The following is a 25,579-nucleotide window of genomic DNA, read 5'->3' as shown; positions in this document are numbered from 1 at the left end:
GTCGCCGTAAAAAAGCCTCCCCCGGAATGATCCGGGAGAGGCTCTGCTCTGTGTCGCAATGTGTACGGCGTCAGGCGACGGCGCGGATCACCTTGCCGAACTTGTCGACCATCTCGCCGATCTGGCTTTCGCTGATGATCAGCGGTGGTGTGATCACCAGCGCGTCGCCCGCGACTCGCAGCATCAGGTCGTGGTCGTGGAACGAACTGTCGAGCGCCTGGGCGCCGCGAACGCCGGGGGCATTTCCCTTCGGTGCAAGCTCGATGGCAGCGGTGAGGCCGACGGTGCGGATGTCGATCACGTTCGGCGCATCCTTCAGCGACATCACCGCATCCGCCAGCACCGGCTCCAGCTTGCGTGCGCGCTCGAACAGGCCTTCCTGGCGGTAGAGCTCGAGGGTGGCGAGGCCGGCGGCACAGGCCAGCGGGTGCGCCGAATAGGTGTAGCCGTGGAACAATTCCACCACATGTTCGGGGCCCGTCATGAACGTGTCATGGACCGCATCGCGCGCCAGCACGCCACCCATCGGCACCGCGCCGTTGGTGACGCCCTTGGCGAAGGTGATCATGTCCGGCAGCACGCCGTAACGTTCCGCCGCGAAGCTGAAGCCGAGGCGGCCGAAGCCGGTGATGACCTCGTCGAAGATCAACAGGATGCCGTGCTTGTCGCAGATCGTGCGCAGCCGCTGCAGATAGCCCTTCGGAGCCGGGATTACGCCGGTCGATCCCGCCATCGGCTCGACGATCACGGCGGCGATGGTGTTGGCGCCGTGCAGGGCGACCAGACGCTCCAGGTCGTCGGCAAGATGCGCGCCCCATTCCGGCTCGCCCTTGGAAAAGGCCTGCTGCTCGTGATTGTAGGTGGTCGGCAGGTGGTCCACGCCGGAGAGCAGGCTGCCGAACATCTTGCGGTTGTTGACCATGCCGCCGACCGAGATGCCGCCGAAGCCGACACCATGATAGCCGCGTTCGCGGCCGATCAGCCGGGTCCTTGCGCCTTCGCCGCGCACGTTGTGATAGGCGAGCGCGATCTTCAGCGCGGTGTCGGCCGCTTCCGATCCGGAGTTGCAGAAGAATACGTGCTCGAGGCCCTTCGGCGCCAGCGCCGCGATCCGGCTGGCAAGCTCGAAAGCCTGGGGATGGCCGAACTGGAACGGCGGCGCATAGTCCATCGTTTCGGCCTGTTTGGTGATCGCAGCGGTGATCGGGTCGCGGTTGTGGCCGGCGTTGCTGCACCACATGCCCGCCACGGCGTCGAGCAGCTTGCGGCCATCGGAGGTAAAATAGTGCATGTCCTTGGCGCCGACCACCATCCGCGGCGCGCGCTTGAACGCGCGGTTCGAGGTGAACGGCATCCAGTAGGCGGCGAGATCGTTCGGGGCGGCGGATGCGAGGGCGGCACTGCTGTTCGGGGACATGATGACCTGCTGTTCTTGAAACGGTTCTTGAGGCGATGTCTTTCGCCTGTGGTGGGGGAGACGGTCGCAACCCTATCAGGTTGGAGGCAGCACGGAAGTGCGGCGCGTGCGCAGTCCGAGCGCATTGCGCGCAGATCGGCGCCATCCATCATACGGGATTTGCCGGATCGCTGTGGGCATCACGCTACTACCCTGAGTAATGGTTGGATTCATTCGCACTTAAAGGTTGTGTGTTGGGATGCGCGGCATGGCACACGCATCCCCTTTGCAACGGTTTCGTCGATTCCGGACCAGCGACAGCGGGGCTTCCGCGGTTGAATTTGCCATCATCGCACCGATGTTCCTGATGCTGGTGTTCGGCATCGTCATATACGGCGCCTATCTCGCGGCCGTTCATGGTGTCCAGCAGTTGGCAGCCGAAGCCGCGCGCAATTCGATTGCCGGACTGACTCCCACCGAGCGCGCCACGCGTGCGACGAGTTACGTGACGGCCAATGCCAATTCCTATCCGTTGCTGGACGTCAGTCATCTGACGGTGAACGCCGCGGCGTCGGCCAGCGATGCCAACGTCTTCGTCGTGACGGTCAATTACGATGCCTCCGACATGTTCATCTATTCGCTGCCGACGTTCGTTCCTGCGCCGTCCAAGACGATCGTGCGTTCGGCAGCGATTCCGCGCGGTGGCTACTAGGGAGCACGACGATGCGGCAACTGGTCCGGCGGTTTTGGAGTGACCGGCGCGGCAACATCGCGATGATGAGCGCGGCCAGCATGATGATGGTGTGCGGTTTCGCGGCCTTCGGCGTTGATATCGGCTCGGTTTTCCTCGACAGGCGCAGGGTGCAGAGCACGGCCGATCTCGCGGCGATCGTCGCGGCGGGCGATCTCACCAATGCGACGGCTGCCGCCAAGGCGACGGTGATGAAGAATAATTATCCTGCCGATTCCCTCGTGTCCGTGGAGTACGGGACATACGTTGCCGACACCTCGCTGAGCGCGCAGCAACGCTTCACCGTCACCGCCGGAGCAACGCCCGGAGCGGCCACCAACGCCGTTCGTGTCACGGTCAAGTCCACAACCTCGCTGTTTTTCGGCAAGGTGCTGACCGGCCAGGACAGCTACGATGTGCAGGCCACCGCGACCGCGACCACCACCCGGATGGCGTCGTTCGCGATCGGTTCGGGACTGGTGTCCTTGAACGGCGGGCTGCTCAATCAGTTGCTCGGCAGCATGCTCGGCACCACGCTGTCGCTGTCGGTAGCGGATTACAATGCGCTGCTGAACGCCAAGGTCGATGCCTTCGATTTCATGAAGGCGCTGGCCACCCAGCTCAACGTGACCGCCGGCACCTATGAGCAATTGCTGACAGGGCAGGTCAAGCTCTCCGATCTGATCACGTCACTGCTGAACGCACAGAGAACTGCCAACGGAAATGATGCAGGGACCATCGCCATGTCCAGCGTCAGCCAGGCCGTCCTGGCGCTGCTGACCAAAATCTCGACGCAGCAGCTGCTTGATCTCGGGCCGTATGCGACGCTGCAGGTCGGCGAGAAACCGCTGGTCGGCGTGAAGGTGTCGGTGCTCGACATGCTGCAGGCGATTGCGCAAATCGCCAATGGCACCAACCAGATCGCGACCGGGCTGAACGTCAATATCCCCGGCATCGCCACCGTGCAATTGCTGGCCACGATCGGCGAGCGCCCGGTCGGAACCAGCTGGATGGCTGTCGGCACAAAAGGCGCAAGTGTGCACACCGCCCAGGTCCGGGTCCTACTGACGGTCCAGTTGCTGGGCAGCGGTGCTGCTTCCGTGGTCAATTTGCCGATCTATGTCGAAGTCGCGTCAGGCACCGCGACGCTCGACAATATCAGCTGTGGTTATCCCGACATCACCACCTCCTCGGTCACGCTTGGCGTGACGCCGGGGATCGTCGATGCGTGGATCGGCAATGTGTCGGCCGCCGACATGAAGAATTTCACGACCAAGCCTAATCCGGCGCCCGTCAACCTCGTCAGCATTCTCTTGATCGGACTGGTGTCGGGGAGCGCCCATGTCTCGATGGGCAACACCACGCCGACCGCGGTGACGTTCAGCTACGCCGACATCACCGCGAATCCACCGGTCAAGAAGACCACCAACACCTCATCGTTTCTCTCGTCATTGCTGACCAGCCTGCTCGGCAATCTGCAGGTCAAGGTGCTGTTCATTCCGATTCCGGTTCCTGGGATCCTTGTTTCGCTGATCCAGGCCGTTACTGCACCGGTGGATGCGCTGCTGGCGTCGGTGTTGCAGGCTCTCGGGGTCAGCCTCGGTCAGGCCACCACCTGGGTCAACGGCATCCGCTGCGATGGTGGCGTGCTGGTGATCTGAACGTTTCCTTTCCCTGAAGTGGTTTCTTGCGAACAACCGTGCTGTTTTCTCGGCGCGGTTGCCATCGCAACCGGCGTGACGGTTTTTCGAGCTGTCTTTTTAAAATCCTCTTTTTCAAAGCCTTCTTTTTTTAAGCCTTCGATACGGGTTTCAGGCAGGGAATAGCGGCATAATCCTGCTACCCTGAGTTTAGTATTGGTTTAATTTGCACTTAAATGCTGTGTGTTGCTATCGGCACATGGCACACGCAGCGATCAAGCACCCTGACAGAACCGAGCAGTCTCAAAAACCGCGGGCTGCAGCCGGGGAGCTCTCGGCAAAAATAAGCCGCCGCATGTTCCATGTCGCCAATTCCCGGCGACCTAATCCCCAGATCATCAGCCGTTCACCGTCGGCGTGCGTTTCGCGCCGTTCAGAACAATTTCAGCCGCGACCGCACGCGGCGATATCAGGAGTCAAGCGTGATGCGAGACCTGTTGAGACGCTTTCGGCGCGATCAGCGCGGCAACATTGCCATGATGGGCGCGTTCACGATGCTGACGGTGTGCGGTTTCGCTGCATTCGGTGTCGATCTCGGTTCGATCTTCGCTGACCGGCGAAAAACCCAAAGCGTCGCGGATCTCGCGGCGATCGTTGCGGCGGGCGATCCCGCCAACGCGGCCAAAGCGGCCAAGGCGGCGGTGGTGAAGAACAACTACCCGGCCGACTCGCTCGTGTCGGTGGAGTACGGCACCTATGTTGCGGATGCCACACTGACGGTGCCGCAGCGCTTCACGCCCGCGGCCGCTCCCGGACCCACCACCAACGCCGTGCGGGTGACGGTGCAGACCAAGACGCCGCTGTTTTTCGGCAAACTACTGACCGGGAAGGACAGCTATGACATCCGTACCTCCGCAACCGCGGCGACGACGGCGATGGCTTCGTTTGCGATCGGCTCGCGGCTCGCCTCTCTGAACGACGGCGTGCTCAATCAACTGCTGGGAACGCTGCTTGGCACCAAGCTGTCGCTGTCACTGATGGATTACAACGCCCTGCTCAGCGCCAAGGTCGATGCATTCAGCTTCCTGTCGGCGCTGGCGACCCAGGTCAATCTCACCGCAGGGACCTATGACCAGTTGCTGCAGGGGGAGGTCAAGCTTCCGGATCTTGTCGCGGCGCTGCTCAATGCGCAGCGTTCGACCAACGGCAACGATGCCGCGACCATCGCACTCTCGAAGGTCAGCCAGGGCCTCATCGGATTGCTGACCAAGATCGTACCGCAGAGCCTGATCGATCCCGGCCCTTATGCGGTGCTGCAGGCGGGACAGAAGCCGCTGTTCGGCCTGCCGATATCGGTGCTCGATTTGTTGCAGGCGATCGCGGTGCTGGGCAACGGCACGCATCAGATTGCCGCAGGGCTCAATCTGAATATACCGGGCATTGCGAGCGTGCAGCTGCAGGCTGCGGTCGGCGAGCGTCCGGTGGGCACGAGCTGGATCACGGTGGGGACCAAAGGCGCCAGCGTTCACACGGCCCAGACCCGCGTGCTGCTGCAGGTCCAGTTGCTTGGCAGCGGGGCGGCGTCGGTCGTCAATCTGCCGCTGTATGTCGAGGTCGCATCGGCCACCGCGACACTGGACGCCCTGCAATGCGGGTATCCTGACATCGGCACCTCATCGGTGACGCTGGGGGTGAAGCCGGGCGTCGTCGACGCCTGGATCGGCGGCGTCTCGACGGCCGAGCTGACCAACTTCAGCGTCCAGCCCAATCCGCCGGCCGCAACCCTGGTGAATGTCCTTGGCCTTGTGAAGGTGACCGGTCGCGCCCACGCGTTGATCGGCAACACCACGCCGACCAGCGTCAATTTCAGCTATGCCGACATCCAGGCGCAGACCAGGAAGACCGTGAACAGCACCTCGTTCGTCTCGTCGCTGCTGGGGAGCCTGCTCGGCAATCTGGATTTGAGAGTGTCGATTCTCGGGCTGGGCCTGGATCTTGGGCCGCTGCTCCAACTGGTCGGCAATATCCTGGCCGCGGTGACGGCGCCGGTCGACCAACTGCTGGCCTCTGTGCTGCAGACGCTCGGCGTCAGTCTTGGCCAGGCCGACGTCTGGACCACCGGGATCCGCTGCGACAGCGCGGTGCTGGTGAACTGAGGCCGGCCGGGGCAGGCATGTCCGCGAATGCGGTCGATATGCTTGCCCCTGCCTCTTTCGGCTGGTAACCCGGAGCGGAATTCGCAGGTCGGTGCCCCGCATCCGCGGCACCGGGTGGCCTGCCGGCCCGATCCGAGTGACATGTCCGAAAAATCCAAAAAACCTCAGAAACTCAAGGCCCGGCTGCCGCGCGGCCTCGCCGATCGTGGTCCCGCCGAAATCGCGGCGACGCGGCGCATGATCGCCACCATCCAGCAGGTCTACGAGCTCTATGGCTTCGAGCCGGTGGAGACGCCGGCGATGGAATACACCGACGCGCTCGGCAAATTCCTCCCCGATCAGGACCGCCCCAACGAGGGCGTGTTCTCGTTCCAGGACGACGACGAGCAGTGGATCAGCCTGCGTTATGATCTCACGGCGCCGCTGGCGCGTTATGTGGCGGAAAATTTCGAGACGCTGCCGAAACCCTATCGCAGTTATCGCGCCGGCTATGTCTATCGCAACGAAAAGCCGGGCCCCGGCCGCTTCCGCCAGTTCATGCAGTTCGACGCCGACACGGTGGGCAGCGCCTCGCCGGCGGCGGATGCAGAGATCTGCATGATGGCCGCCGACACCATGGAGGCGCTCGGCATTCCGCGCGGCGCTTATGTGGTGAAGGTCAACAACCGCAAGGTGCTCGACGGCGTGCTGGAGGCAATCGGGCTGGGCGGCGAGACCAATGCGGGCCGCAGGCTCACAGTGCTGCGCGCCATCGACAAGCTCGACAAGTTCGGCACCGATGGCGTGCGTTTGTTGCTCGGCGCGGGTCGCAAGGACGAAAGCGGCGATTTCACCAAGGGCGCCGAGCTCGCGCCGGAGGCCATCGAGCAAGTCATCGCGTTCACCGAAGGTCGCCCGGGCGGCGAGTCGAAACTCGCCGCCGAGGGACAGGCCGAGCTCGACCAGATCAGGCAACTCGTCACCGCGGGCGGTTATGGCGAGGATCGTATCAAGATCGATCCGTCGGTCGTGCGCGGTCTCGAATACTACACCGGCCCGGTCTACGAGGTTGAGCTGCTGCTCGAGACCAAGGACGAGAAAGGGCGCCCGGTGCGCTTCGGCTCGGTCGGCGGCGGCGGCCGCTACGATGGTCTGGTCTCGCGCTTCCGTGGCGAACCCGTGCCGGCCACCGGTTTCTCGATCGGCGTGTCGCGGCTGCAGGCGGCGCTCACTCTGATCGGCAAGCTCGACACCACGCCGGAATTCGGCCCGGTGGTGGTCACGGTGTTCGACCGCGATCGTATCGGTGACTATCAGGCGATGGTCACGGTGCTGCGCAAAGCCGGCATCCGCGCCGAGCTCTATCTCGGCAATCCCAAGAACATGGGCAACCAGCTCAAATACGCCGACCGGCGCAATTCGCCGTGCGTCATCATCCAGGGTTCGGACGAAAAGGCGCGCGGCGAAGTCCAGATCAAGGATCTGATCGAAGGCGCCAAGGCCGCGGCCGCCATAGCCTCCAATCAGGAATGGCGGGAAACCCGTCCGGCCCAGTTCGCGGCCAGGGAAGACAATCTCGTCAACGCCGTGCGCGACGTGCTGGCGCGCCATGACGTGAACTGGGGTTGATTTCGGGGCAACCGACGTTCATCACGAGTAACGTCCAACCAACAAAAGGAGCAAACAATGCCTGAAGTCCACGTGTTCATGGCCGCCGGCCGGACCGACGAGCAGAAGAAGGGCATGATGCTCGATATCACCCAGGCGCTGGTGAAGAACCTCGGGGTCCCCTCCGACGTCGTCACCGTGCAGATCATCGAAGCCAAGCTCACCGACAAGATGAAGAACGGCCAGACCTTCCTCGAACGCCAGACGAAGACGTAACGCGACCGATGCCCCCTCATGGTGAGGAGGCGCATGTGCGCCGTCTCGAACCATGAGGCCGACACGTCTCTGCATGCGGGCCTCATCCTTCGAGACACGGCCAAAAGGCCGCTCTTCAGGATGAGGGTTTTCACTTCATTTCGGAGCGATTGAATGAGCGCATTGGATGCCATCGCTGTCGGCATGAGCGGCGAAGACAGCGTGACGGTGACCGACGAACTCACCGTCGGTCATTTCGTGGCGCATATGCCGAAAGTCTACGCCACGCCGATGATGATCCTGCTGATGGAAACCGCATCGGCGGCGGCGATCGCGCCGCATTTGCCGGAGGGTTTCGTCAGCGTCGGCACCGAGGTCAATGTCCGGCATCTCGCGGCGACCCCGGTGGGGCGCGTGGTGCGCGCCATCGCCCGGGTGATCGAGGTCGAGGCCCGCAGCGTGCTGTTCGAGGTCACAGCCTTCGACGGCGACCGCAAGATCGGTGACGGCACCCACCGGCGCGGCGTGGTCGATGTCGTGAAGTTCAGGAAGCAGTTCCCCGGCACATGATCGCCGCGCGGCTGCGGCGGACCATGGGCCGCTGATGGATGCAGTGGCGACTGCCGCGTCTCACTGCTTCTTCATCATGTTGTTCTTCATGTTGCGTGCGGCTTCTTCCAGATCCTTGACGTTCATCTTTGCGCCGCCGGGCATGATCATGTCTCCGGCCTTCTGGTCGGCGGCGCAGGCGCCGACCCACTTGGCTTCGACGGTGATGTTGGTGTCGCGCGACACGCCATTGGCGAGATGCTGCGACGTCATCTTGATGGTGTAAGCGGAGTTGAAGTCGCCGGTGATCTCGGTGTGCGACTTCATGGTCATGCCCGGAGTGCCGCACTCCGTGTCCATGATGTAGCCGGTCGCGGTCTTCTGCATGTCGCGCTTGCTGCAGGCCGCGCTGACCGGCTGCGAGTTGATCCGGGCCATCAGCACCTTGTCGGTTGCCTCGTCAGTGCACTGCTGCATCGAGATCGGCGTCTTCTGGCTTTCCGCGGACAACATCTTCATGTCCCACAGGCCGGGCTTGCGCGTCGGCAGCTCCAGTTCCCCGGCGTGGGCTGTTGCGGGCAGGGCGAGGCAGATCAGCGCGGCACTGATCGCGCCATGGGTCAGCAGGCTTCGCATCGGGAATAGCTCCTCAAATCAACATCAATATGGATCGGCCGGCGCAGAGCCGGTGACGCGCATCCGGAGCTACAGCATGATTCGACCGGGAATTATGTCGCAGCGAATGTGCGGTGGCCGTTCTACCTGCCGTGCAGGTGGCGAGATACTCGCAAATGAGAGATGGCCACCGGAAACCGGCCGTGCCCCGGCGGCAGAAAGCAGGCGCTACTTCATCCCGGGGAGGACCACGTCGCCGGGCTTCTGGCCGGCCGGGCAGGCGCCGATCCACTTCGCGTCCATCGTCACATCGGTGCTCTGCGGCGCCTTGCCGCCGACTTTCGACTTCACCCTCACCGTGTAGGCGGAGTTGAAATCCCCGGAGATGTCGGCCTGCATGGTCATCGGTGCGCCGTCGGCCTTGCACTGCGAGTCCACCGCGAAGCCGGTCGCCGTCTTCTTGATGTCGTTTTTCGTGCAGGCGTCCTTGTCCGTTCCTGCGAACGAGGAGGTCATCTCCTTGTCGGTGCTGGCGTCGGTGCATTCGTGCATGGTCATCGCCGGCGTCTTTGCGCCGGCCATGATCATCTTGACCTCCCACAATCCAGGCTTGCGCGTGGGCAGATCGACGGCATGGGCGAGCGTGGGAAGGGCGGTGCAGAGCACGAGCACGCCGAGCGCGCGAGACGGGAAGAAACTCGACATGAAAATCTCTCCTCCAAATGAACAATAAAAACGGGCGACCGATTGATCGGTGCGCCCGCGTTTAACCGATGATTTTCTCAGAACGATGTCAGTAGCGAACGCGCAACGCGTGGTCAGCGCGTCCCGCCCGCGGCCAGATGCAGGCAAACGAGAGATAGCCGCCATACACCGGCTGCATCCCGGTCAGCTTCACGACCTTGCCGTATTGCGCGCAGTGATCGATCGCCATCGCCCTGGCGTCTGCCCGGCGGACCAGCTCATACGAAATGATGCCACCGGTGTCGTTGCCCTTGAACGGCGGCACCCAATATGCGCGTGCCGTGCTGGTCGCTGCTGCGGACAGCAGAACTCCCAAGGCAACTCCCAAGGCGGCCGCCAGTGCGCCGGTGGTTTTCATTCGCATCTCGATCTCCATTCGATTCCAGCGCCTAACTTACCGGCCGGCCGGGGCGCTGAGAAGCCGGGATGCGGCATTGCGGGGGAGTAGTTGGCCGGTGTTGCCGTCGTGCACTTGACCTGCTGCCGGCTTCGCGGCACCGTCCGCCGCAATCAACAATCGGCAGGCGGTCCATGCGCGAGCTTTTCAAATCCTTCAGCAAATCCAGCGCCGGTGCGGCATTCGCCGCATGTCTTGCTCTGCTTCTTGGCCTGCTGGCATTCGGCACCGCGGCCGAGGCGGCCAATCCGCTGGAAATGAACTTCTGGCTGTCCGGCCCGCGTTATGACAGCAACGTGCCGGCCTGCGAGCAGGCGCTGGACACCATCTCGTCCCGGTTTTCCGAAAAGGAAGGCAAGTACTGGAATTCCAGCCTGCAGATCACGGGTTATGAGAAAGTGCGTGAGGTCGCGTTCCGGCCCTGGGCAGCGAACTCCATTCCGCGCCGCTTCTGCTCCGCGCACGCCATGCTGAGCGACGGCAAGGCACGTTGGGTGCATTATTCGATCATCGAGGACGGTGGCTTCGCCGGCTACGGCTCCGGCGTCGAATGGTGCGTCACCGGGCTCGACCGCAACTGGGCCTACAATCCGGCCTGCAAGGCTGCCCGTCCGTAACCACTTCTGAACACTCGAGATTTGAGCCAGATTTTGACGCCGCGTGCTGTGAAGCGCGCGGCGTTTAAGTTTGTTCTTGAAATGTTCTCGTTGGCTGGCTAGGCTTGAGGAGTGGTTCAAGGTGGTTGTGTGTCTGTAAGGGGCGTTGCCATGATCCAGTTTCCGTCTCAGCGTTTCTCGATCCGCGGCATTTCAAAAGCTTTTGTCTTCCTGGCGCTGATAGCCCTGTTGGGGAGCGCGTTGGCCCTCAATCCGGCCCGGGCGCAGGATCACCGGCAGAATGCGCCGGGCGAATTCGATTTCTATGTGCTGTCGCTGTCCTGGTCGCCGTCGTTCTGCGAGGCGGCGAGCGAGCGCGGCAATACCGGGCGCAATCAGCAGATCCAGTGCGGTGGCCGGCCCTATTCGTTCGTGGTGCACGGGCTGTGGCCGCAATACGACCGCGGCTTCCCGAACTATTGCCAGCGGCCCGCGCCGCGGCTCGACCGCAACATCGTGTCGTCGATGTTGGATTTGATGCCGGCGCCGGGGCTGATCTTCAATGAATGGGACAAGCACGGCACCTGCTCCGGGCTCGGCGCGCGCGCCTATTTCGAGACGGTCCGCAAGGCCCGCGCGGCGGTGAAAATCCCGGCCGAATACCTTGATCTGTCGGAGAGCCGGATGGTGACGCCGGCCGACCTCGAGGACGCCTTCGTCAAGGCCAATCCCGGCCTCAGCACTGCGGCGATTTCGGTGACCTGCGACAGCCGGCGGCTCAGCGAGGTGCGGGTCTGCCTGAGCAAAGACCTGCAGTTCCGCGCCTGCGAGGAAATCGACCGCCGCGCCTGCCGCCGCGACAAGGTGGAAATGCCGCCGATGCGCGGCAGCTGACGCTGACCCTCGCACCCGGTTCCAATTCTTCGCGCCCAATGCTTCTTCGCGCCAACGCCATGTTGGCCTCAACTGACGCCCTCGTGTCGGACACGGGGGCGTTTTTTTGTCCGGTGGTTGTCGTGGAGTCCGGGGGGGGGGCGTCCCCGCCGAACGTTTCCACTCCAGCGCAAAATGCTTTAGGCCTTGGATATGAACTATCGTCACGCCTTTCACGCCGGAAATTTCGCTGACGTCATCAAGCACATCGTGCTGGTGCGGATCCTCAGCTATCTGCAGGACAAGCCGGCGGCGTTTCGGGTGATCGACACCCATGCCGGCGCCGGCCTGTATGACCTCACGGGCTCCGAGGCGACCCGCAGCGGCGAATGGCTGACCGGGATCGCACGCCTGATGCAGGCGCGGTTTTCGGAAGCCGCACAGCCGCTGGTCGGCCCGTATTTGGACATTGTGCGGGCGTTCAATCCGCCGGGACAGCTCAAGACCTATCCGGGATCGCCGCTGATCGCCCGCGCCATGCTGCGTCCACAGGACCGGCTGGTGGCCTGTGAGGTCGAGGAGCAGGCGCGCAAGCGCCTGATCTCTGCGCTGCGCCGGGACGAGCAGGGGCGGGTGGTCGATCTCGACGGCTGGACGGCGCTGCCGGCCTTCGTGCCGCCCAACGAACGGCGGGGCCTGGTGCTGATCGATCCGCCGTTCGAGGCCAAAGACGAGTTCACGCGGCTCGCCGATGGCTTTGCCGGGGCGTTCGCGAAATGGCCGACCGGCAGCTACATGCTCTGGTATCCCGTCAAAGAACGGCGGGCGACCGAAACCCTGGCCCGAAGTGTGGTGCAGACTGCGGCGGCTAAGCCCGGCGACGACAAGGTGCTGCGCATTGAATTCAGCGTCGCGCCCCAGACTGTCGATGGTCCGCTGGCATCGGCGGGGCTGTTGGTGGTTAACCCGCCCTGGACACTCGCCGGCGAGTTGAAAACCCTGCTGCCCGAGTTGCAGAAACCGCTCGGCCAAGGCGGCGCAGCGCGCTTTCGGGTTGAAACGGGCAAGATCTGACAATCGGAATGGGATGATTTCCTGCGACCGATCCATTTTTGCAATTGAGCCATAGTCAATTTGCATGGAAGCGTATTATGCTCGTCACGTGAGGGCGGGCTTTACGTTCCGCGTCCGCGAATGGTCGTGGCGGAGTGAGAAGGTTTCTGGATTGTCAGGGCAGGGTTGGCCGTCATACACGCCCCACCTCCGCCCGTCGGGATGACACCCAGCGGCCGATACTATCCGGAAGTGAATGTCCGGTCGCGCCAAGGCTCGAATTGCGTTGGCGAAGTATTGCGGGGAGAGGAGTTTTCCCGATGGCTATGACGGGAACCGTCAAGTTCTTTAATGGTGAACGTGGCTACGGCTTCATCAAGCCGGACGACGGCGGTCGCGATGTGTTCGTGCACATCACGGCGGTCGAACGCGCCGGTTTGAAGGACTTGAAGGAAGGACAGCGCATCACGTTCGAGGTCGAACCGGACAAGAAGGGCAAGGGCCCCAAGGCGGTCGATCTTGTGGTTTCATCCTGAGCGGATTGCTCGGGCGGACTTGAACTGAACGCGTCAGACTCGAGTTTGTGTGCGGTTGCGACTGCCCGATGCCCTCGCGCGCGACGGTATGGCTGTTGTCATCGGATCAAGGTCACAGCAAAAATCCCGGCACGCTGTCGCGGCCGGGATCTTTGCTGTTTGGGATCTGATCAGAAGTGATAGTTCACGCCGACGCGGATGGTGCTGAAATTCAGGCTGTTGGACGTGCCGGTCAGCACGAAGTTGTCTCTGGACAGGTCGACAAACAGATACTCGACCTTGGCCGACCAGTTCGGTGCGAAGCCGATCTCGGCGCCTGCACCGACCGTCCAGCCCGCATTGGTGTGGGTTTCCGTCAGGCCGAACGATTCGGCCTTCAGTTCGCCGAATGCGAGACCGCCGGTGCCGTAGAGCAGGACGTTGTTCATGGCATAACCCACGCGGCCGCGGATCGTGCCGAACCAGGGGTTGGAGAACTTCCAGGACGCGAAACGGTCGTCGGCGCCGCTGGCCTGGATGTCGCCCTCGATGCCGAATACGAATTGTCCCGACTGCCAGTTGTAACCAGCTTGCACGCCGCCCTGGAAACCGGATGGCCTGGCGAGGTTGTTCTCGACCTCGCCCCAGCCGTAGCCGAGATTGGCGCCGAGATACGGGCCAGCCCAGCTGTAGCCATTGAGCGGCTGGTTCACCGTGTAGGGGCGATAGGGCAGGTCGGCGGCCTGCACCGATGCGGTTGCGCACAGGACAGCGATAACAGCTGCACCGAGGGTTGCCTTACTCATCTCAACTCTCCGACCACTCAAGCCGTGCCGCGGGTCCCTAAGGGAACCGTACGGTTACGGAAGTCCAAACTTGATACGCAGGATTTATCGAGATCTTTAAGTTAAACAGGCGTTAAGTCCGGCGCGCGCCGCCGTATTGGCGTTAAAAGAGTCTTACTTATGGACGGCGGCCGCGCCGTCGGGCCTCCGCGATGACGCCTTGTGGATGTCGGGTCCAGGTGCCGGTTTCGGCGCAGCGGCGCTGGCTCAGCCGGTGCCGGGTAACTATTTAGAGATCGATGGATAACGACCGAATCAATCAGCCTGCGCCCGAAGCCGCGAAGGCGCCGCCGGCTTCAGCCAGCGACGTGCCGCCGCAGGAGCTCGACCTCGAAAGCGCCGCTGCCGAGGACGACGAGGGCCGGCTGCCGGAGGTGATCGACGAGTCCGACGAAGCGGCGCCGGAAGGGCCGCTTGCGACCGGACGCGCCGTCATCGCGCAGGCGGTTCGTCTCGCCCCGACCTCGCCCGGCGTCTACCGCATGCTCAATGGCACGCAGGATGTGCTGTATGTCGGCAAGGCCAAGAATATCCAGAAACGCCTGTCGTCCTATGCGCGGCCGACGGGACATCAGACCCGTATCGCGCGGATGATCGCGGCGACGGTCAGCGTCGAAATCGTGTCGACCGCGACCGAGACCGAGGCGCTGCTGCTCGAAGCCAACCTGATCAAGCAACTGCGCCCGCGCTTCAATGTGCAGCTGCGCGATGACAAGTCGTTCCCTTATATCCTGATCACCGGCGATCACTGGGCGCCGCAAATTCTCAAGCACCGCGGTGCGCAATCGCGACCGGGACGCTATTTCGGTCCGTTCGCGTCTGTTGGGGCGGTCAACCGCACCATTACGGCGCTGCAGCGCGCCTTTCTGGTGCGCTCCTGCACGGATTCGTTTTTCGAGAGCCGCAGCCGTCCTTGCCTGCTGTACCAGATCAAGCGCTGCGCCGGCCCCTGCACCAACGAGGTTGATTTTCCCGGCTACACGGAGCTTGTCCGCGAGGCGACGGACTTTCTGTCGGGCCGCAGCCGCGCGGTGAAGCAATTGCTCGCCGATGAAATGGAGAAGGCGTCCACCGACCTCGCGTTCGAGAGCGCGGCGATCTATCGCGACCGTCTCGCGGCCTTGTCCGCCATCCAGTCGCAGCAGGGTGTCAATCCGCGGACGGTCGACGAAGCCGATGTGTTCGCCATCCATCAGGAGGGCGGCTACTCCTGCGTCGAGGTGTTCTTCTTCCGCACCGGCCAGAATTGGGGCAACCGAGCCTACTTCCCGCGCGCCGACAAGTCGTTCGCGGCGGGCGAAGTGCTGGGCGCGTTCCTGGCACAATTCTACGACGACAAGCCGCCGCCGAAGCTCATCCTGCTGTCGCACGAGATCGAGGAGCGCAGTCTGCTGGCCGAGGCCCTGACCACCAAGATGGGATTCAAGGTCGAGGTCAACGTCCCGCAGCGGGGCGAGAAAAAAGACCTGATCACCCACGCGTTCAACAACGCGCGCGAGGCGCTGGGCCGCAAGCTGGCTGATACCGCGACCCAGTCGCGCTTGCTCGAGGCGATGGTGACGACGCTCGGCTTGCCGCGCGCGCCGCGACGGATCGAGGTGTACGACAACAGCCACATCCAGGGCACCAATGCCGTCGGCGCCATGATCGTCGCTGGGCCGGATGGTTTCATCAAGAACCAATACCGCAAGTTCAATATCCGCTCCGACAATCTGACCCCGGGTGACGACTATGGGATGATGCGCGAGGTGCTGGAGCGGCGCTTCAAGCGGCTGCTGGCGGACGCCCCGGAGGGGGATACCGGGCCGGCACGGGAAAATGACGATGCCGTTCCGCAGTGGCCCGATCTCGTCATCATCGATGGTGGCATGGGCCAGCTCAATGCGGTGCGCGAGACGTTCAAGTCGCTGGGCGTCACAAATGTGTCGCTGATATCGGTCGCCAAGGGGCCCGACCGCGATGCCGGGCGGGAAACCCTGTTTTTGCCCGACCGGCCGGCGCTGAAGCTCGAACCCCGCGATCCGGTGCTCTATTTCCTGCAGCGGCTGCGTGACGAGGCCCATCGATTCGTCATCGGATCGCACCGCAAGTTGCGCAAGAAGGACATCCGGGAAGCCGGATTGCAGGAGATTCCGGGCATCGGGCCGTCACGCAAACGTGCGCTGCTCCACCATTTTGGGACATTGAAGGAGATCGAGCGGGCGTCGGTTGCCGACCTCGGCAAGGTTCCGGGCATCAGCGCCGAGGGAGCCCGCAAGATTTTCGATTTCTTTCATGCACAATCGAAGTAACGGCCTGCAAATACAGGCGATCTCTGCGGTGGGTCAAAAGCCGTATTATTCTTGTCCCGGTGGGCCGGTCCGGCTTTGCGCTGGGGCGGAATAACGCTATTTGTCCCTGGGCTTTGATTGGAATGTTGATTTGCCAGGACGGGACGAGATGTGGTCTCGGCGGTTGACGTGGATGCGCGGGCGGTATTGGTAATGCACATGGACAGCGTGACGGCCAGAGAAGGCGCGAGGCGCTCGCTTTCGCTCCCAAACATACTCACCTATTCGCGGATCGCGGCGGTCCCGGTGGTGGTTGGCTGCATGTATGGCCAGTCGATCGGCGAGGGGCCGCTTTGGCTGCGCTGGGTCGCTCTGTTTTTCTTCGTTGCCGCCGGCGTGACCGATTTCCTCGACGGTTATTATGCCCGGATCTGGGATCAGCAGTCGGCCTTCGGCCGGATGCTTGATCCGATTGCCGACAAGCTCCTGGTGTCGTCGTGCCTGCTGATGCTGGCAGCGGACGAAATTATCCGCGGCTGGTCGTTGTGGGCCGCCATCGTCATTTTGTGCCGCGAGATCCTGGTGTCCGGCCTGCGCGAATACCTCGCCGCATTGCGCGTCAGCGTTCCGGTGTCGCAGCTTGCGAAATGGAAGACCACCGTCCAACTGGTCGCGATCGGCTTTTTGATCGCGGGCGAAGCGGGTGAAGCGATACTGCCGCAGACGATTATGATCGGACTGGTGCTGCTGTGGATCTCCGCCATTATCACGCTCTACACCGGCTGGGACTATTTCCGGGCAGGCCTTGGTCATTTGATCAAGGAGGACTCATGAAGGTCCTCTATTTTGCCTGGGTGCGGGAGCGCGTGGGCAAGGCGGAAGAAATCATCGATCCACCGGCGTCGGTGCGGACCGTGGCTGAACTGATGCAGTGGCTGAAAGGGCTCGGCGAAGAGTATGCCCATGCGTTCGAGAAGCCGGTGATCCGCGCCGCCATCGACCATACCCATGTGAAGCCGGATGCGACGATCTCCGGTGCCCGCGAGATCGCGTTCTTTCCGCCGATGACCGGCGGCTGACACAAAGCCATGACCGTTCCCGTCACCATCCGCCTGCAGCCGGACGATTTCGACGTCTCGCGAGAGATCGCGGCGCTGACGGCGGGGCGTACCGACATCGGCGCGGTGGTGTCCTTCAGCGGCATTTGCCGCGGCAGTGAGGGGCCCGAGGCCATCACGGCGCTGACGCTCGAGCATTATCCCGGCATGGCTGAGGCTGAGATCCGCCGTCATGTGGACCAGGCCATCACGCGCTGGCCGCTCACCGGCGTCACCGTGATTCATCGCTACGGCCGCGTCGTGCCCGGCGACAACATCGTGCTGGTGCTGACCGCCTCCGCACACCGCGAAGCGGCGTTCCTGGGTGCCGAATTCCTGATGGACTATCTGAAGGCCAACGCGCCATTCTGGAAATCCGAGGAACGTGCGCAAGGCGCGTCTTCATGGGTTGATACCCATCATCGTGACGACGAAGCCGTCACCCGCTGGGACAAATCCTGATGGCGAAAAAGGCGAAAGCGTCGACGCGGCGCACCGGCGCCGCAAAGCGGTCTCCTGCGGCGACCACGAAGGTTGCCGCATCCGAGCTCGCCACGCTGCTGGACTATGTTCGTTTCGCGGTCAGCCGCTTCAACGAGGCCAAGCTGGCGTTCGCCCATGGCACGCCCGATCCGGTGGCGGAAGCGGTCTTTATCGTCTCCGAAACGCTGCACCTGCAGCTTGATCAATTCGAAACCTTTGCCATGGCGCAGGTGACGAAGGCGGAAGGCGCCGCGCTTCTTGCGCTGATCGATGCGCGGGTTCGCACCCGCAAGCCGGCGGCCTATCTGCTCAACAAGATCTACATGCGCGGGCTGCCGTTCTATGTCGACGAGCGGGTGATCGTGCCGCGCTCCTACATCGGTGAACTGCTGGACTCGCATTTCAGCGGTGACGACGGCTCGTTGATCGACGATCCCGCAATGGTGGAGCGGGTGCTCGATCTCTGTACCGGTTCAGGCTGTCTTGCCATTCTCGCCGCCCGGCATTTCCCGGCTGCGGACGTCGACGCCGTCGACATTTCCAAGGATGCCTTGGCGGTGGCGGCCCGCAATGTCGACGAGCATGGCGTTGGGCAAACCGTTACGCTCTATCGCGGCGATCTGTTCGCGCCGTTGCCCCAGGATGTTCGCTACGATCTGATCATCACCAACCCGCCCTATGTCGACGCCGACGGCATGGCGAGCCTGCCGCGCGAATGCCGGCATGAACCGAAGATCGCTTTCGACGGCGGTGCCGACGGTCTCGACATCGTGCGGCGGATTGTGGCGGATGCGGGACGTTATCTCACCGAAGAGGGCGGATTGATCTGCGAAGTCGGCCGGGGCCGCGACAATGTCGAAGAGGCGTTCCCGCATTTGCCACTGCTCTGGCTTGATACCGAGGATTCGGAAGGCGAAGTGTTCTGGCTGCCGGCGTCTGCGCTAGGTACCGCCCGATAGCAGCGACGCGTCGTCGCACGGACCCTCATCGCCTCATGTCTGTCTTGCAGCCGCGGCTCTGGTCAAATCCGCGCGCTGCCTTTATCCAGCGGCATCCATCAACGCCCGACCTGCGCCTGCGTTCGACAACGATGTCAACGCCTGTCGCACCACCGCTTCAGACCCGAATGCGAACGATTGAATCTTCATGCTGGTTGCCCGCCAAAGCGCGTTTTCGCGCGATGCCTGGCTCGGTGAATTCCGGGCGATGCTGGCGCTCGGCTGGCCGCTGGTGCTCACGAATCTCGCCCAGACCGCGCTGACCACCACCGATGTGATCGTGATTGGCCGGCTCGGCGCCTCCGCGCTCGCTGCCGGAACACTCGGTGCCAATCTCTATTTGGGTCTGCTGATGTTCGCGATCGGCCTCGTGGTCGCGACTTCGCCGATGATGGCGAGTGCCATCGGACGCAAGCGAAGTGTTGTCCGCGATGTGCGGCGCACCTTCCGCCAGGGATTGTGGTCGGCGGTGATCGTGTCGGTACCGTGCTGGGCGTTGCTGTGGCACAGCGAGGCGATTCTGCTGCTGTTCGGCCAGGAGCCGGAGCTCGCTGCCGCCGCGCAATCGTTCGTGCGTGCGCTGCAGTGGGGATTACTTCCGGCGCTAGGCTATATTGCGCTGCGATCGTTCGTGTCGGCGCTGGAGCGGCCGGTGTGGGCGCTGATGATCACCGGCATGGCCATCCTGTTCAATATCGTTGCGAATTGGGCCCTGGTGTTCGGTCATCTCGGCTTGCCTGCGCTCGGGCTCCGCGGATCCGGTATCGCGACCGCGCTGTCGAACACCTTCATGTTCGTCGGCCTGGCGCTGGTGGTGACGTTCGGCCCCAGGTTTCGCCGCTACCGCCTGTTTGGGCGCTGGTGGCGGTCGGACTGGCCGCGGCTGGTCGCGCTGTGGCGGCTTGGGCTCCCGATCGGCATCACCATCGCCTTCGAGGTCATGGTGTTCAACGCCGCGGTGTTCCTGATGGGGCAGTTCGGCACCGCCGCGATCGCAGCCCATTCCATTGCAATCCAGATTGCGACGGCAACCTTCATGGTGCCGCTCGGGCTTGGGCAGGCGGCGACCGTGCGGGTTGGTCTCGCGCGTGGTGCAGGCGATCACGACGGCATCACCCGTGCGGGATGGAGCGCATTCGGCCTCGGCGTGCTGTTCATGGCGGCGATGAGCGTGTTGATGATTGCCGCACCGCGGCTTCTGGTCAGCGCCTTCATCGACATCGATGATCCGGCGAATGCCGTCGTGGTCAACACCGCAATCGGATTTCTGATTTGCGCGGCGGTGTTCCAGATCGCGGATGGGGCGCAGGTGGTCGGCGCCGGCATGCTGCGCGGTCTGCAGGACACCCGCGTTCCGATGATCTATGCGGGATTGGGGTATTGGGTCATTGGTCTGTCGCTGAGCGCCATTCTGGCCTTCAGGACCAGTCTTGGTGGATTGGGAATCTGGATCGGGCTGGCGGTCGGCTTGGTCGTGGTCGCCTGTCTGATGTTGCGGCGCTGGACCCGGCGCGACCGACTTGAGCAGGTGCCTGCGGGCTGAAGGATACGGCAGAGCCGATGGATTCGTCGCCCGATCCCGAAAGATATCAGCCGGCACGATCCGGGCGACGCAAGTTGATCCGCTGGCTCGGGTTTAGCGTGTTGTTGCTGGTATTGCCGCTCGCATTGTTCGCGATAGTGGTGCCGCCGAATGAATACAAGGCGCAGGGCATCGATGCACTCGATTGCGATGGTCCGATCGGTGTCTATCTGTTCGCGCTTCCGGCCTTACTGATCTATGGCGCCGGTGCGGTGATCAACGGACGCTGCTACCGCAATCGTCTGAATTTGAGTGTTTCGGTGATTTGCGTCGTGCTCTGCCTGTTGATGGCCGCAAGCATCGGCCGTGCGTATCAGGAACAGGCTCTTATGGCGCGAGATCCTCTCGCCTGCCGCTAACTTCAAGCGCAAACGCCGGGCTTCATCAGCCCGGCGTTTTCGAATGACGCTGTTTCAGGCGAATGGCTTATGCCGCCGCCTTGTTGCCCTTCGGCTGCACTTCGGCGGAGTAGTCCTCCATCAGCTGCTTGGTGATGGCCGCCGGCGTGAACCTCCAGTCGGCGATTTCCGACACGGGGGTGACTTCGGCGGCGGTGCCGGTGATGAAGCACTCGGTGAAGCCGGTCAGTTCGTCCGGCATGATGCGCCGCTCGAGTACCTCGATGCCGCGCTTCCTTGCCAGATCGATCACGGTCTGGCGGGTGATGCCGGCCAAAAAGCAATCGGCGATCGGGGTGTGGACCTTGCCATCCTTGATGAAGAAGATGTTGGCGCCGGTGCACTCGGCGACGCGTCCCTCCCAGTCCAGCATCATGGCGTCGGCATAGCCTTGGCGCTCCGCCTTGTGCTTGGAGATGGTGCAGATCATGTAGAGGCCTGCCGCCTTCGCCAGCGCGGGAATCGTCTTCGGATCGGGACGACGGTACTCCGCGAGTGCCAGCCGGATGCCCTTCAGCCGCTCCGCCGGATCGAAATAGCTCGGCCACGACCAGCAGGCGATTGCGAGGTGGATGGTGTTGGACTGCGCTGCGACGCCCATCATCTCCGAGCCGCGCCAGGCCACCGGCCGCACATAGGCGTCGGGCAGGCCGTTCTTTTCCAGCACCAGGTGCTTGGCGGCGTCGATCTCGGCGACCGACCACGGAATCTCGAAATCGAGGATGTTGGCCGAGCGTTTCAGCCGTTCGCTGTGGGCGGTGCTTTTGAAGATCTGGCCGCCATAGGCCCGCTCGCCCTCAAACACGGCGCTGGCATAATGCAGGCCATGGGTCAGGACGTGGACATTGGCGTCGCCCCACGGCACCAGCTTGCCATCATACCAGATGACACCATCGATTTTGTCGTATGACACACCCATTGCTCTTCTCCCGGTCTTGAGCGGTCCTGCGTGATTGGCGCATGGCCGTGGTTTTGGTTCTGGACCGGCATTCCCCGCTTTTGCGGGAACACCCGAAGTCCAGTATGTTTCGCGAAGCGCCAGCCGACAGTTGGACGACCGAAAATCGGAGGTTTTCCGTCGGTCCTCTTGTCGGGTGCGGCGATGCTTCACATCGGTTGGCCGGCAAAATGGTTTAATATTTCGCGGTGAACGATGTTTTTGTAACAATGAAACCAAAATATGTCAATATGCCTGACGTAAATTTCAAACCAGACATGCCTGCGCCGCGTAGCGGCAGCACGGGACCGCAGCCGGGCGGCGAGGCGGAGCTGCGCTGGGACATCATCGAACTGTTGTTTTTTGCGTATCGGGATTTCGTCGGGGATGCCGACGAGGTGTTGCGGGCGTTCGGGTTCGGCCGCGCCCATCATCGTGTCGTCCATTTCGTCACCCGCTACCCCGGGCTGAAGGTGGCCGATCTGCTCGATGTGTTGCGCATCACCAAGCAATCGCTCGGGCGGGTGCTTAAACAGCTGCTCGACGAGGATTATATCGTGCAGAAGTCGGGCGACAGTGACCGCAGGCAGCGCCTGCTGTTCGCCACGCCGAAAGGCGAGGCGCTGGTGGCAAAGCTTGCCGGGTTGCAGACCGACCGGATCAACCGGGCGCTGCAGGGGATCGGCACCGATGATACCGAGGTGGTGCGGCAATTCCTGCGGGCGATGATCGATCGCCATGATCCGGACAAGGTGCTCGAAATCATTCTCGGTGTGGGCGCCAAGCCGGGCGCGGGCGGCAAGACAGGGCCGAGATAGCAAGGATCATGACAATGCAGACGACATCGGCTCGGACGGCAGCGACCGTTCCGAGTGCAAGGCCCGAACCGACCGACGATGCGTCGCACATTCTCCTGGTCGACGACGACCGCCGCATCCGTGATCTGCTGTCCCGGTTTCTGGCCAATGAAGGTTACCGCGTGACCACGGCGATGAGTGCGGCCGACGCTCGCTCCAAATTGGCCGGCCTGCATTTCGATCTCCTGATCCTGGACGTGATGATGCCCGGCGAAACCGGGTTCGATCTGGCGCGCTCGCTGCGTGCGACCTCGCCGGTCCCGATCATCATGCTGACCGCGCGAGCCGAGGCCGAAGCGCGGATCGAGGGCCTGCAGATCGGCGCCGACGACTATGTGGCCAAGCCGTTCGAGCCGCGCGAACTGGTGCTGCGGATCGCCAATATCCTCAAGCGCGCGGCGCCTGTGCCCGCGCAGGTGGTCGAGGAAGTGGCCTTCGGGCCCTACGTTTATCATCTCGATCGCGGCGAGTTGCGCCAGGGCGACGAGATCCTGAAGTTGACCGATCGCGAGCGCGAGATGCTGCGCATCCTCGCGGCGCAACCGGGCGAAACCGTGCCGCGCGGCGCGCTCACCGGCGGCGGTTCGGTCAACGAACGCGCTGTCGACGTGCAGATCAACCGCCTGCGCCGCAAGATCGAGCGCGACCCGGCCAATCCGCTGTTCCTGCAGGCGGTGCGCGGGATCGGGTATCGGCTGGTGGCATCGCCTTGATCGATTGCGACCGACAGACATGAGCACCATCGACACCGGCCTGACCCTGATCCGCACCGCCTCGCAGCGGGTGTCGGATGCCAGCGGCTGGATGGGCAGCACGTTCAAGAACTGGATGCCCAAGGGCCTCTATGCCCGCGCGCTTCTGATCATCATTGTGCCGATGGTGATCCTGCAGTCGGTGGTCGCTTTCGTGTTCATGGAGCGGCACTGGAACACGGTGACGCGGCATCTGTCGGCGGCGGTGGTGCAGGACATCGCGGCGCTGATCGAAATCTACAAGGTCTACCCGCAGGACAAGGATCGCACCCAGCTGCGCCGGATCGCCCAGGAGCGGCTGCAGCTCGTGGTCGATTTCCTGCCCGTCGGCGATATGCCGCCGCCCGGGCCGAAGCCGTTCTTCTCGCTGTTGGACCAGACCTTGTCGGTGCAGCTCAGCCAGCAGATCGGCAAGCCATTCTGGATCGATACTGTCGGCAAATCCTCGCTGGTCGAAATCCGCATTAAGCTCGACGACACCATCATGCGGATCTTCGCCCGGCGCAGCGCCGCCTATGCGTCGAACTCGGAGATCTTCATCTTCTGGATGCTCGGCACCTCCTCGATCCTGCTGATCGTCGCGGTGCTGTTTCTGCGCAACCAGATCAAGCCGATCCTGCGGCTGGCGGATGCCGCCGAGAGTTTCGGCAAGGGCCGCGAGCAGCCGGATTTCCGCCCGCGCGGCGCGCGCGAAGTCCGCCGTGCGGCGCAGGCGTTCTTCGAAATGCGGACCCGCATCGAGCGCAGCATCGAGCAGCGCACCGCGATGCTGGCGGGCGTCTCGCACGATTTGCGCACCATCCTGACCCGCTTCAAGCTCGAGCTGGCGCTGATCGGCGACAGCCCGGAAGTCGAGGCGATGCGCAAGGATGTCGATGAAATGAACGGCATGCTCGAGGCGTATCTCGCGTTTGCCCGCGGCGACAGCGGCGAGCAGGCGCAGCCCACCGACATGCAGGCGGCGTTGGAGGAATTGCGCAGCGATGCCGAGCGGCATGGCCATGCCGCCACCGTCGTGTTCCACGGCCACCCGACCGTGACGGTGAAGCCCGCTGCCTTCAAGCGCTGCCTCGCAAATCTGGTGTCGAACGCGGCGCGTTATGCCGATGCGATTTCCATCACCGGCCATCGCGATCATCGCTATCTCAGCGTCACCGTGGACGACGATGGCCCCGGGATTCCACCGGGCATGCGCGAGGAAGTGTTCAAGCCATTCCTGCGGCTCGACGATGCGCGCAACCAGGATGAAGGCGGCACCGGCCTTGGGCTTGCGATCGCCCGCGACATCGCCCGCACTCACGGTGGCGACATCATGCTGGGCGACAGTCCGCTCGGTGGCTTGCGCGCGACGGTGCGGATTCCGGTTTAACCCGCCAATTCCTTCGAGCGTTTTGTTGCCGCGGCGACGGCGCGGGTCATCAATTCCTTGAGCCCGTCCGGTCCCATCAGCACGCCGAGCGCGGCGGCGGTGGTGCCGCCCGGCGAGGTCACGTTCTGCCTGAGCACTGCGGCGTCGAGATCCGAGCGGTGCAGCAACTCGCCCGAGCCGGACACGGTCTCGCGCGCGAGCCTGGCGGCCAGCGCTGCGGGCAGGCCGGCGGCGACACCGGCACGCGCCAGTTCCTCCGCCAGCAGGAACACATAGGCGGGTCCCGAGCCCGATACGGCGGTCACCGCATCGATCAGCGTCTCATTGTCAACCCATTCCACCGAGCCGGTGGCGCGCAGCAGCGCATCAGTGATGGCGCGCTGTTCGGCGGTCACGGCTGGTGCCGGCACTGCCACCGTGATGCCGCGGCCGATCGCGGCCGGCGTGTTCGGCATCGCGCGGACCACCGCGCCGCCGCAGACGTCGGTGATCGATGCGATGGTGGTGCCTGCCATGATCGACACCACGAGGGTGCCGGGACCGACCAGCGACCGCAGAGCGGCGCCCGCCTCGCGAAACATCTGTGGCTTCACCGCTAGCACAAGGACGGCAACGGGGCCGGTTTTATCCGCAGCCGGATTCAGCCGTACGCCCCGGCCGGCGGTCGCGCGGATCTCGTCGGAGATATGGGGGTCGATGACGACCACACGTTTCGGATCGAGCCCCTGCGCGAGCCAGCCCGTCAGCATCGCACCGCCCATCTTGCCGGCGCCTGCGAGCGCAAGTGTACCGGAAAGCTTTAGAAGTGTGTTAGAGGCGGTCGTCGCTGTCATTGAACATGTCCTGATACGATCTCGGGCGACCATAGCATCGGACGGGGCCGCT

26 protein-coding genes and 1 pseudogene are annotated in these 25,579 nt (G+C 63.3%); 20 read left to right on the top strand and 7 right to left on the bottom strand.

All coding sequences use genetic code 11. From position 1 onward, the window contains the following. Nucleotides 1-70: 70 nt before the first annotated feature. On the bottom strand, nt 71-1,417 hold the full coding sequence (gene aptA, locus RS897_RS03280) for an omega-aminotransferase AptA (RefSeq protein WP_315835172.1): 1,347 nt from the start codon (nt 1,415-1,417) through the stop codon (nt 71-73). A gap of 247 nt (nt 1,418-1,664) precedes the next feature. Here aptA and RS897_RS03275 point away from each other — a divergent pair, with 247 nt between their 5' ends. From RS897_RS03275 to RS897_RS03250, 6 genes and pseudogenes are all read left to right on the top strand, one after another. Next, a complete protein-coding gene (locus RS897_RS03275) occupies nt 1,665-2,108 on the top strand; it encodes a TadE/TadG family type IV pilus assembly protein (protein ID WP_315835171.1) in 444 nt (147 codons plus the stop codon). An 11-nt stretch (nt 2,109-2,119) separates the two neighbouring features. Next, nucleotides 2,120-3,787 carry a pilus assembly protein TadG-related protein gene (locus tag RS897_RS03270; protein WP_315835170.1) on the top strand — a complete coding sequence of 556 codons (1,668 nt, stop codon included), beginning with the start codon at nt 2,120-2,122 and terminating at the stop codon, nt 3,785-3,787. A 464-nt stretch (nt 3,788-4,251) separates the two neighbouring features. Continuing rightward, on the top strand, nt 4,252-5,922 hold the full coding sequence (locus RS897_RS03265; RefSeq protein WP_315835169.1) for a TadG family pilus assembly protein: 1,671 nt from the start codon (nt 4,252-4,254) through the stop codon (nt 5,920-5,922). 141 nt (nt 5,923-6,063) lie between these two features. Then, nucleotides 6,064-7,530 (top strand): histidine--tRNA ligase, encoded by a 1,467-nt coding sequence (gene hisS, locus RS897_RS03260; protein WP_315835168.1) that lies wholly within the window; start codon nt 6,064-6,066, stop codon nt 7,528-7,530. Nucleotides 7,531-7,581: 51 nt separating this feature from the next. Continuing rightward, nucleotides 7,582-7,785, top strand: a pseudogene (locus tag RS897_RS03255) (tautomerase family protein); the annotation flags it as partial. Nucleotides 7,786-7,938: 153 nt separating this feature from the next. Beyond that, on the top strand, nt 7,939-8,334 hold the full coding sequence (locus RS897_RS03250; RefSeq protein WP_315835167.1) for a thioesterase family protein: 396 nt from the start codon (nt 7,939-7,941) through the stop codon (nt 8,332-8,334). Nucleotides 8,335-8,394: 60 nt separating this feature from the next. On the opposite strand, the gene RS897_RS03245 is transcribed toward RS897_RS03250, so the two are convergent. The 3 genes from RS897_RS03245 to RS897_RS03235 form a co-directional block, all read right to left on the bottom strand. Then, on the bottom strand, nt 8,395-8,949 hold the full coding sequence (locus RS897_RS03245; RefSeq protein ID WP_315835166.1) for a DUF3617 domain-containing protein: 555 nt from the start codon (nt 8,947-8,949) through the stop codon (nt 8,395-8,397). Between the two features lie 207 nt (nt 8,950-9,156). After that, nucleotides 9,157-9,633 carry a DUF3617 domain-containing protein gene (locus RS897_RS03240; RefSeq protein WP_315835165.1) on the bottom strand — a complete coding sequence of 159 codons (477 nt, stop codon included), beginning with the start codon at nt 9,631-9,633 and terminating at the stop codon, nt 9,157-9,159. 88 nt (nt 9,634-9,721) lie between these two features. Further along, nucleotides 9,722-10,036: a hypothetical protein gene (locus RS897_RS03235; protein WP_315835164.1), complete on the bottom strand. Its 315-nt coding sequence runs from the start codon at nt 10,034-10,036 to the stop codon at nt 9,722-9,724. A 167-nt stretch (nt 10,037-10,203) separates the two neighbouring features. On the opposite strand from RS897_RS03235, the gene RS897_RS03230 reads away from it, so the two are divergent. The 4 genes from RS897_RS03230 (at nt 10,204) to RS897_RS03215 (ending at nt 13,127) form a co-directional block, all read left to right on the top strand. Then, nucleotides 10,204-10,686 (top strand): hypothetical protein, encoded by a 483-nt coding sequence (locus RS897_RS03230; protein WP_315835163.1) that lies wholly within the window; start codon nt 10,204-10,206, stop codon nt 10,684-10,686. A 150-nt stretch (nt 10,687-10,836) separates the two neighbouring features. Continuing rightward, on the top strand, nt 10,837-11,559 hold the full coding sequence (locus RS897_RS03225) for a ribonuclease T2 family protein (RefSeq protein ID WP_315835162.1): 723 nt from the start codon (nt 10,837-10,839) through the stop codon (nt 11,557-11,559). Nucleotides 11,560-11,751: 192 nt separating this feature from the next. Next, nucleotides 11,752-12,612 (top strand): 23S rRNA (adenine(2030)-N(6))-methyltransferase RlmJ, encoded by an 861-nt coding sequence (locus RS897_RS03220; protein WP_315835161.1) that lies wholly within the window; start codon nt 11,752-11,754, stop codon nt 12,610-12,612. A 299-nt stretch (nt 12,613-12,911) separates the two neighbouring features. After that, the gene (locus RS897_RS03215) at nt 12,912-13,127 is read left to right on the top strand and encodes a cold-shock protein (protein ID WP_211966385.1); all 216 of its coding nucleotides are present in this window, start codon (nt 12,912-12,914) and stop codon (nt 13,125-13,127) included. Nucleotides 13,128-13,297: 170 nt separating this feature from the next. Here RS897_RS03215 and RS897_RS03210 read toward each other — a convergent pair whose 3' ends face one another. After that, a complete protein-coding gene (locus RS897_RS03210; RefSeq protein ID WP_315835160.1) occupies nt 13,298-13,912 on the bottom strand; it encodes an outer membrane protein in 615 nt (204 codons plus the stop codon). Nucleotides 13,913-14,190: 278 nt separating this feature from the next. Between RS897_RS03210 and uvrC the strand changes: the two genes are divergently transcribed. From uvrC to RS897_RS03175, 7 genes are all read left to right on the top strand, one after another. Next, nucleotides 14,191-16,242 carry an excinuclease ABC subunit UvrC gene (gene uvrC, locus RS897_RS03205; protein WP_315835159.1) on the top strand — a complete coding sequence of 684 codons (2,052 nt, stop codon included), beginning with the start codon at nt 14,191-14,193 and terminating at the stop codon, nt 16,240-16,242. A gap of 198 nt (nt 16,243-16,440) precedes the next feature. Next, entirely contained in the window at nt 16,441-17,055 is a 615-nt protein-coding gene (pgsA, locus tag RS897_RS03200) for a CDP-diacylglycerol--glycerol-3-phosphate 3-phosphatidyltransferase (RefSeq protein WP_315835158.1), read from the top strand. Further along, on the top strand, nt 17,052-17,300 hold the full coding sequence (gene moaD / locus RS897_RS03195) for a molybdopterin converting factor subunit 1 (RefSeq protein WP_315835157.1): 249 nt from the start codon (nt 17,052-17,054) through the stop codon (nt 17,298-17,300). Before pgsA ends, moaD begins: the two co-directional genes overlap by 4 nt. Before the next feature lie 9 nt (nt 17,301-17,309). Beyond that, nucleotides 17,310-17,780 (top strand): molybdenum cofactor biosynthesis protein MoaE, encoded by a 471-nt coding sequence (locus tag RS897_RS03190; protein ID WP_315835156.1) that lies wholly within the window; start codon nt 17,310-17,312, stop codon nt 17,778-17,780. Next, a complete protein-coding gene (prmB, locus tag RS897_RS03185; protein ID WP_315835155.1) occupies nt 17,780-18,760 on the top strand; it encodes a 50S ribosomal protein L3 N(5)-glutamine methyltransferase in 981 nt (326 codons plus the stop codon). The genes RS897_RS03190 and prmB overlap by 1 nt, the downstream gene beginning before the upstream one ends. A gap of 187 nt (nt 18,761-18,947) precedes the next feature. Beyond that, the gene (locus RS897_RS03180; protein ID WP_315835154.1) at nt 18,948-20,342 is read left to right on the top strand and encodes an MATE family efflux transporter; all 1,395 of its coding nucleotides are present in this window, start codon (nt 18,948-18,950) and stop codon (nt 20,340-20,342) included. A 17-nt stretch (nt 20,343-20,359) separates the two neighbouring features. Further along, complete coding sequence (locus RS897_RS03175; protein WP_315835153.1) at nt 20,360-20,740, top strand: hypothetical protein; 381 nt, start codon at nt 20,360-20,362, stop codon at nt 20,738-20,740. Nucleotides 20,741-20,807: 67 nt separating this feature from the next. Here RS897_RS03175 and RS897_RS03170 read toward each other — a convergent pair whose 3' ends face one another. Continuing rightward, a complete protein-coding gene (locus RS897_RS03170; RefSeq protein ID WP_315835152.1) occupies nt 20,808-21,698 on the bottom strand; it encodes a branched-chain amino acid aminotransferase in 891 nt (296 codons plus the stop codon). Nucleotides 21,699-21,967: 269 nt separating this feature from the next. Between RS897_RS03170 and RS897_RS03165 the strand changes: the two genes are divergently transcribed. The 3 genes from RS897_RS03165 to RS897_RS03155 are packed head-to-tail and all read left to right on the top strand — an operon-like array spanning nt 21,968 to nt 24,694. Continuing rightward, nucleotides 21,968-22,534, top strand: coding sequence for a MarR family winged helix-turn-helix transcriptional regulator (locus tag RS897_RS03165; protein WP_407654422.1), 567 nt, complete (start codon nt 21,968-21,970; stop codon nt 22,532-22,534). Between the two features lie 14 nt (nt 22,535-22,548). Beyond that, complete coding sequence (locus RS897_RS03160) at nt 22,549-23,286, top strand: response regulator (RefSeq protein ID WP_315835150.1); 738 nt, start codon at nt 22,549-22,551, stop codon at nt 23,284-23,286. A gap of 19 nt (nt 23,287-23,305) precedes the next feature. Then, on the top strand, nt 23,306-24,694 hold the full coding sequence (locus tag RS897_RS03155; protein WP_315835149.1) for an ATP-binding protein: 1,389 nt from the start codon (nt 23,306-23,308) through the stop codon (nt 24,692-24,694). Here RS897_RS03155 and proC read toward each other — a convergent pair. Continuing rightward, entirely contained in the window at nt 24,691-25,527 is an 837-nt protein-coding gene (gene proC / locus RS897_RS03150) for a pyrroline-5-carboxylate reductase (protein WP_315835148.1), read from the bottom strand. The two genes, RS897_RS03155 and proC, sit on opposite strands and share 4 nt — an antisense overlap. Nucleotides 25,528-25,579 lie beyond the last annotated feature (52 nt).

It is taken from the genome of Bradyrhizobium prioriisuperbiae (assembly GCF_032397745.1).
Taxonomy (GTDB): domain Bacteria; phylum Pseudomonadota; class Alphaproteobacteria; order Rhizobiales; family Xanthobacteraceae; genus Bradyrhizobium_A; species Bradyrhizobium_A prioriisuperbiae.
The sequence above is the reverse complement of the archived record's forward strand: the minus strand, read 5'-3'. Positions and strand labels throughout refer to the sequence as shown.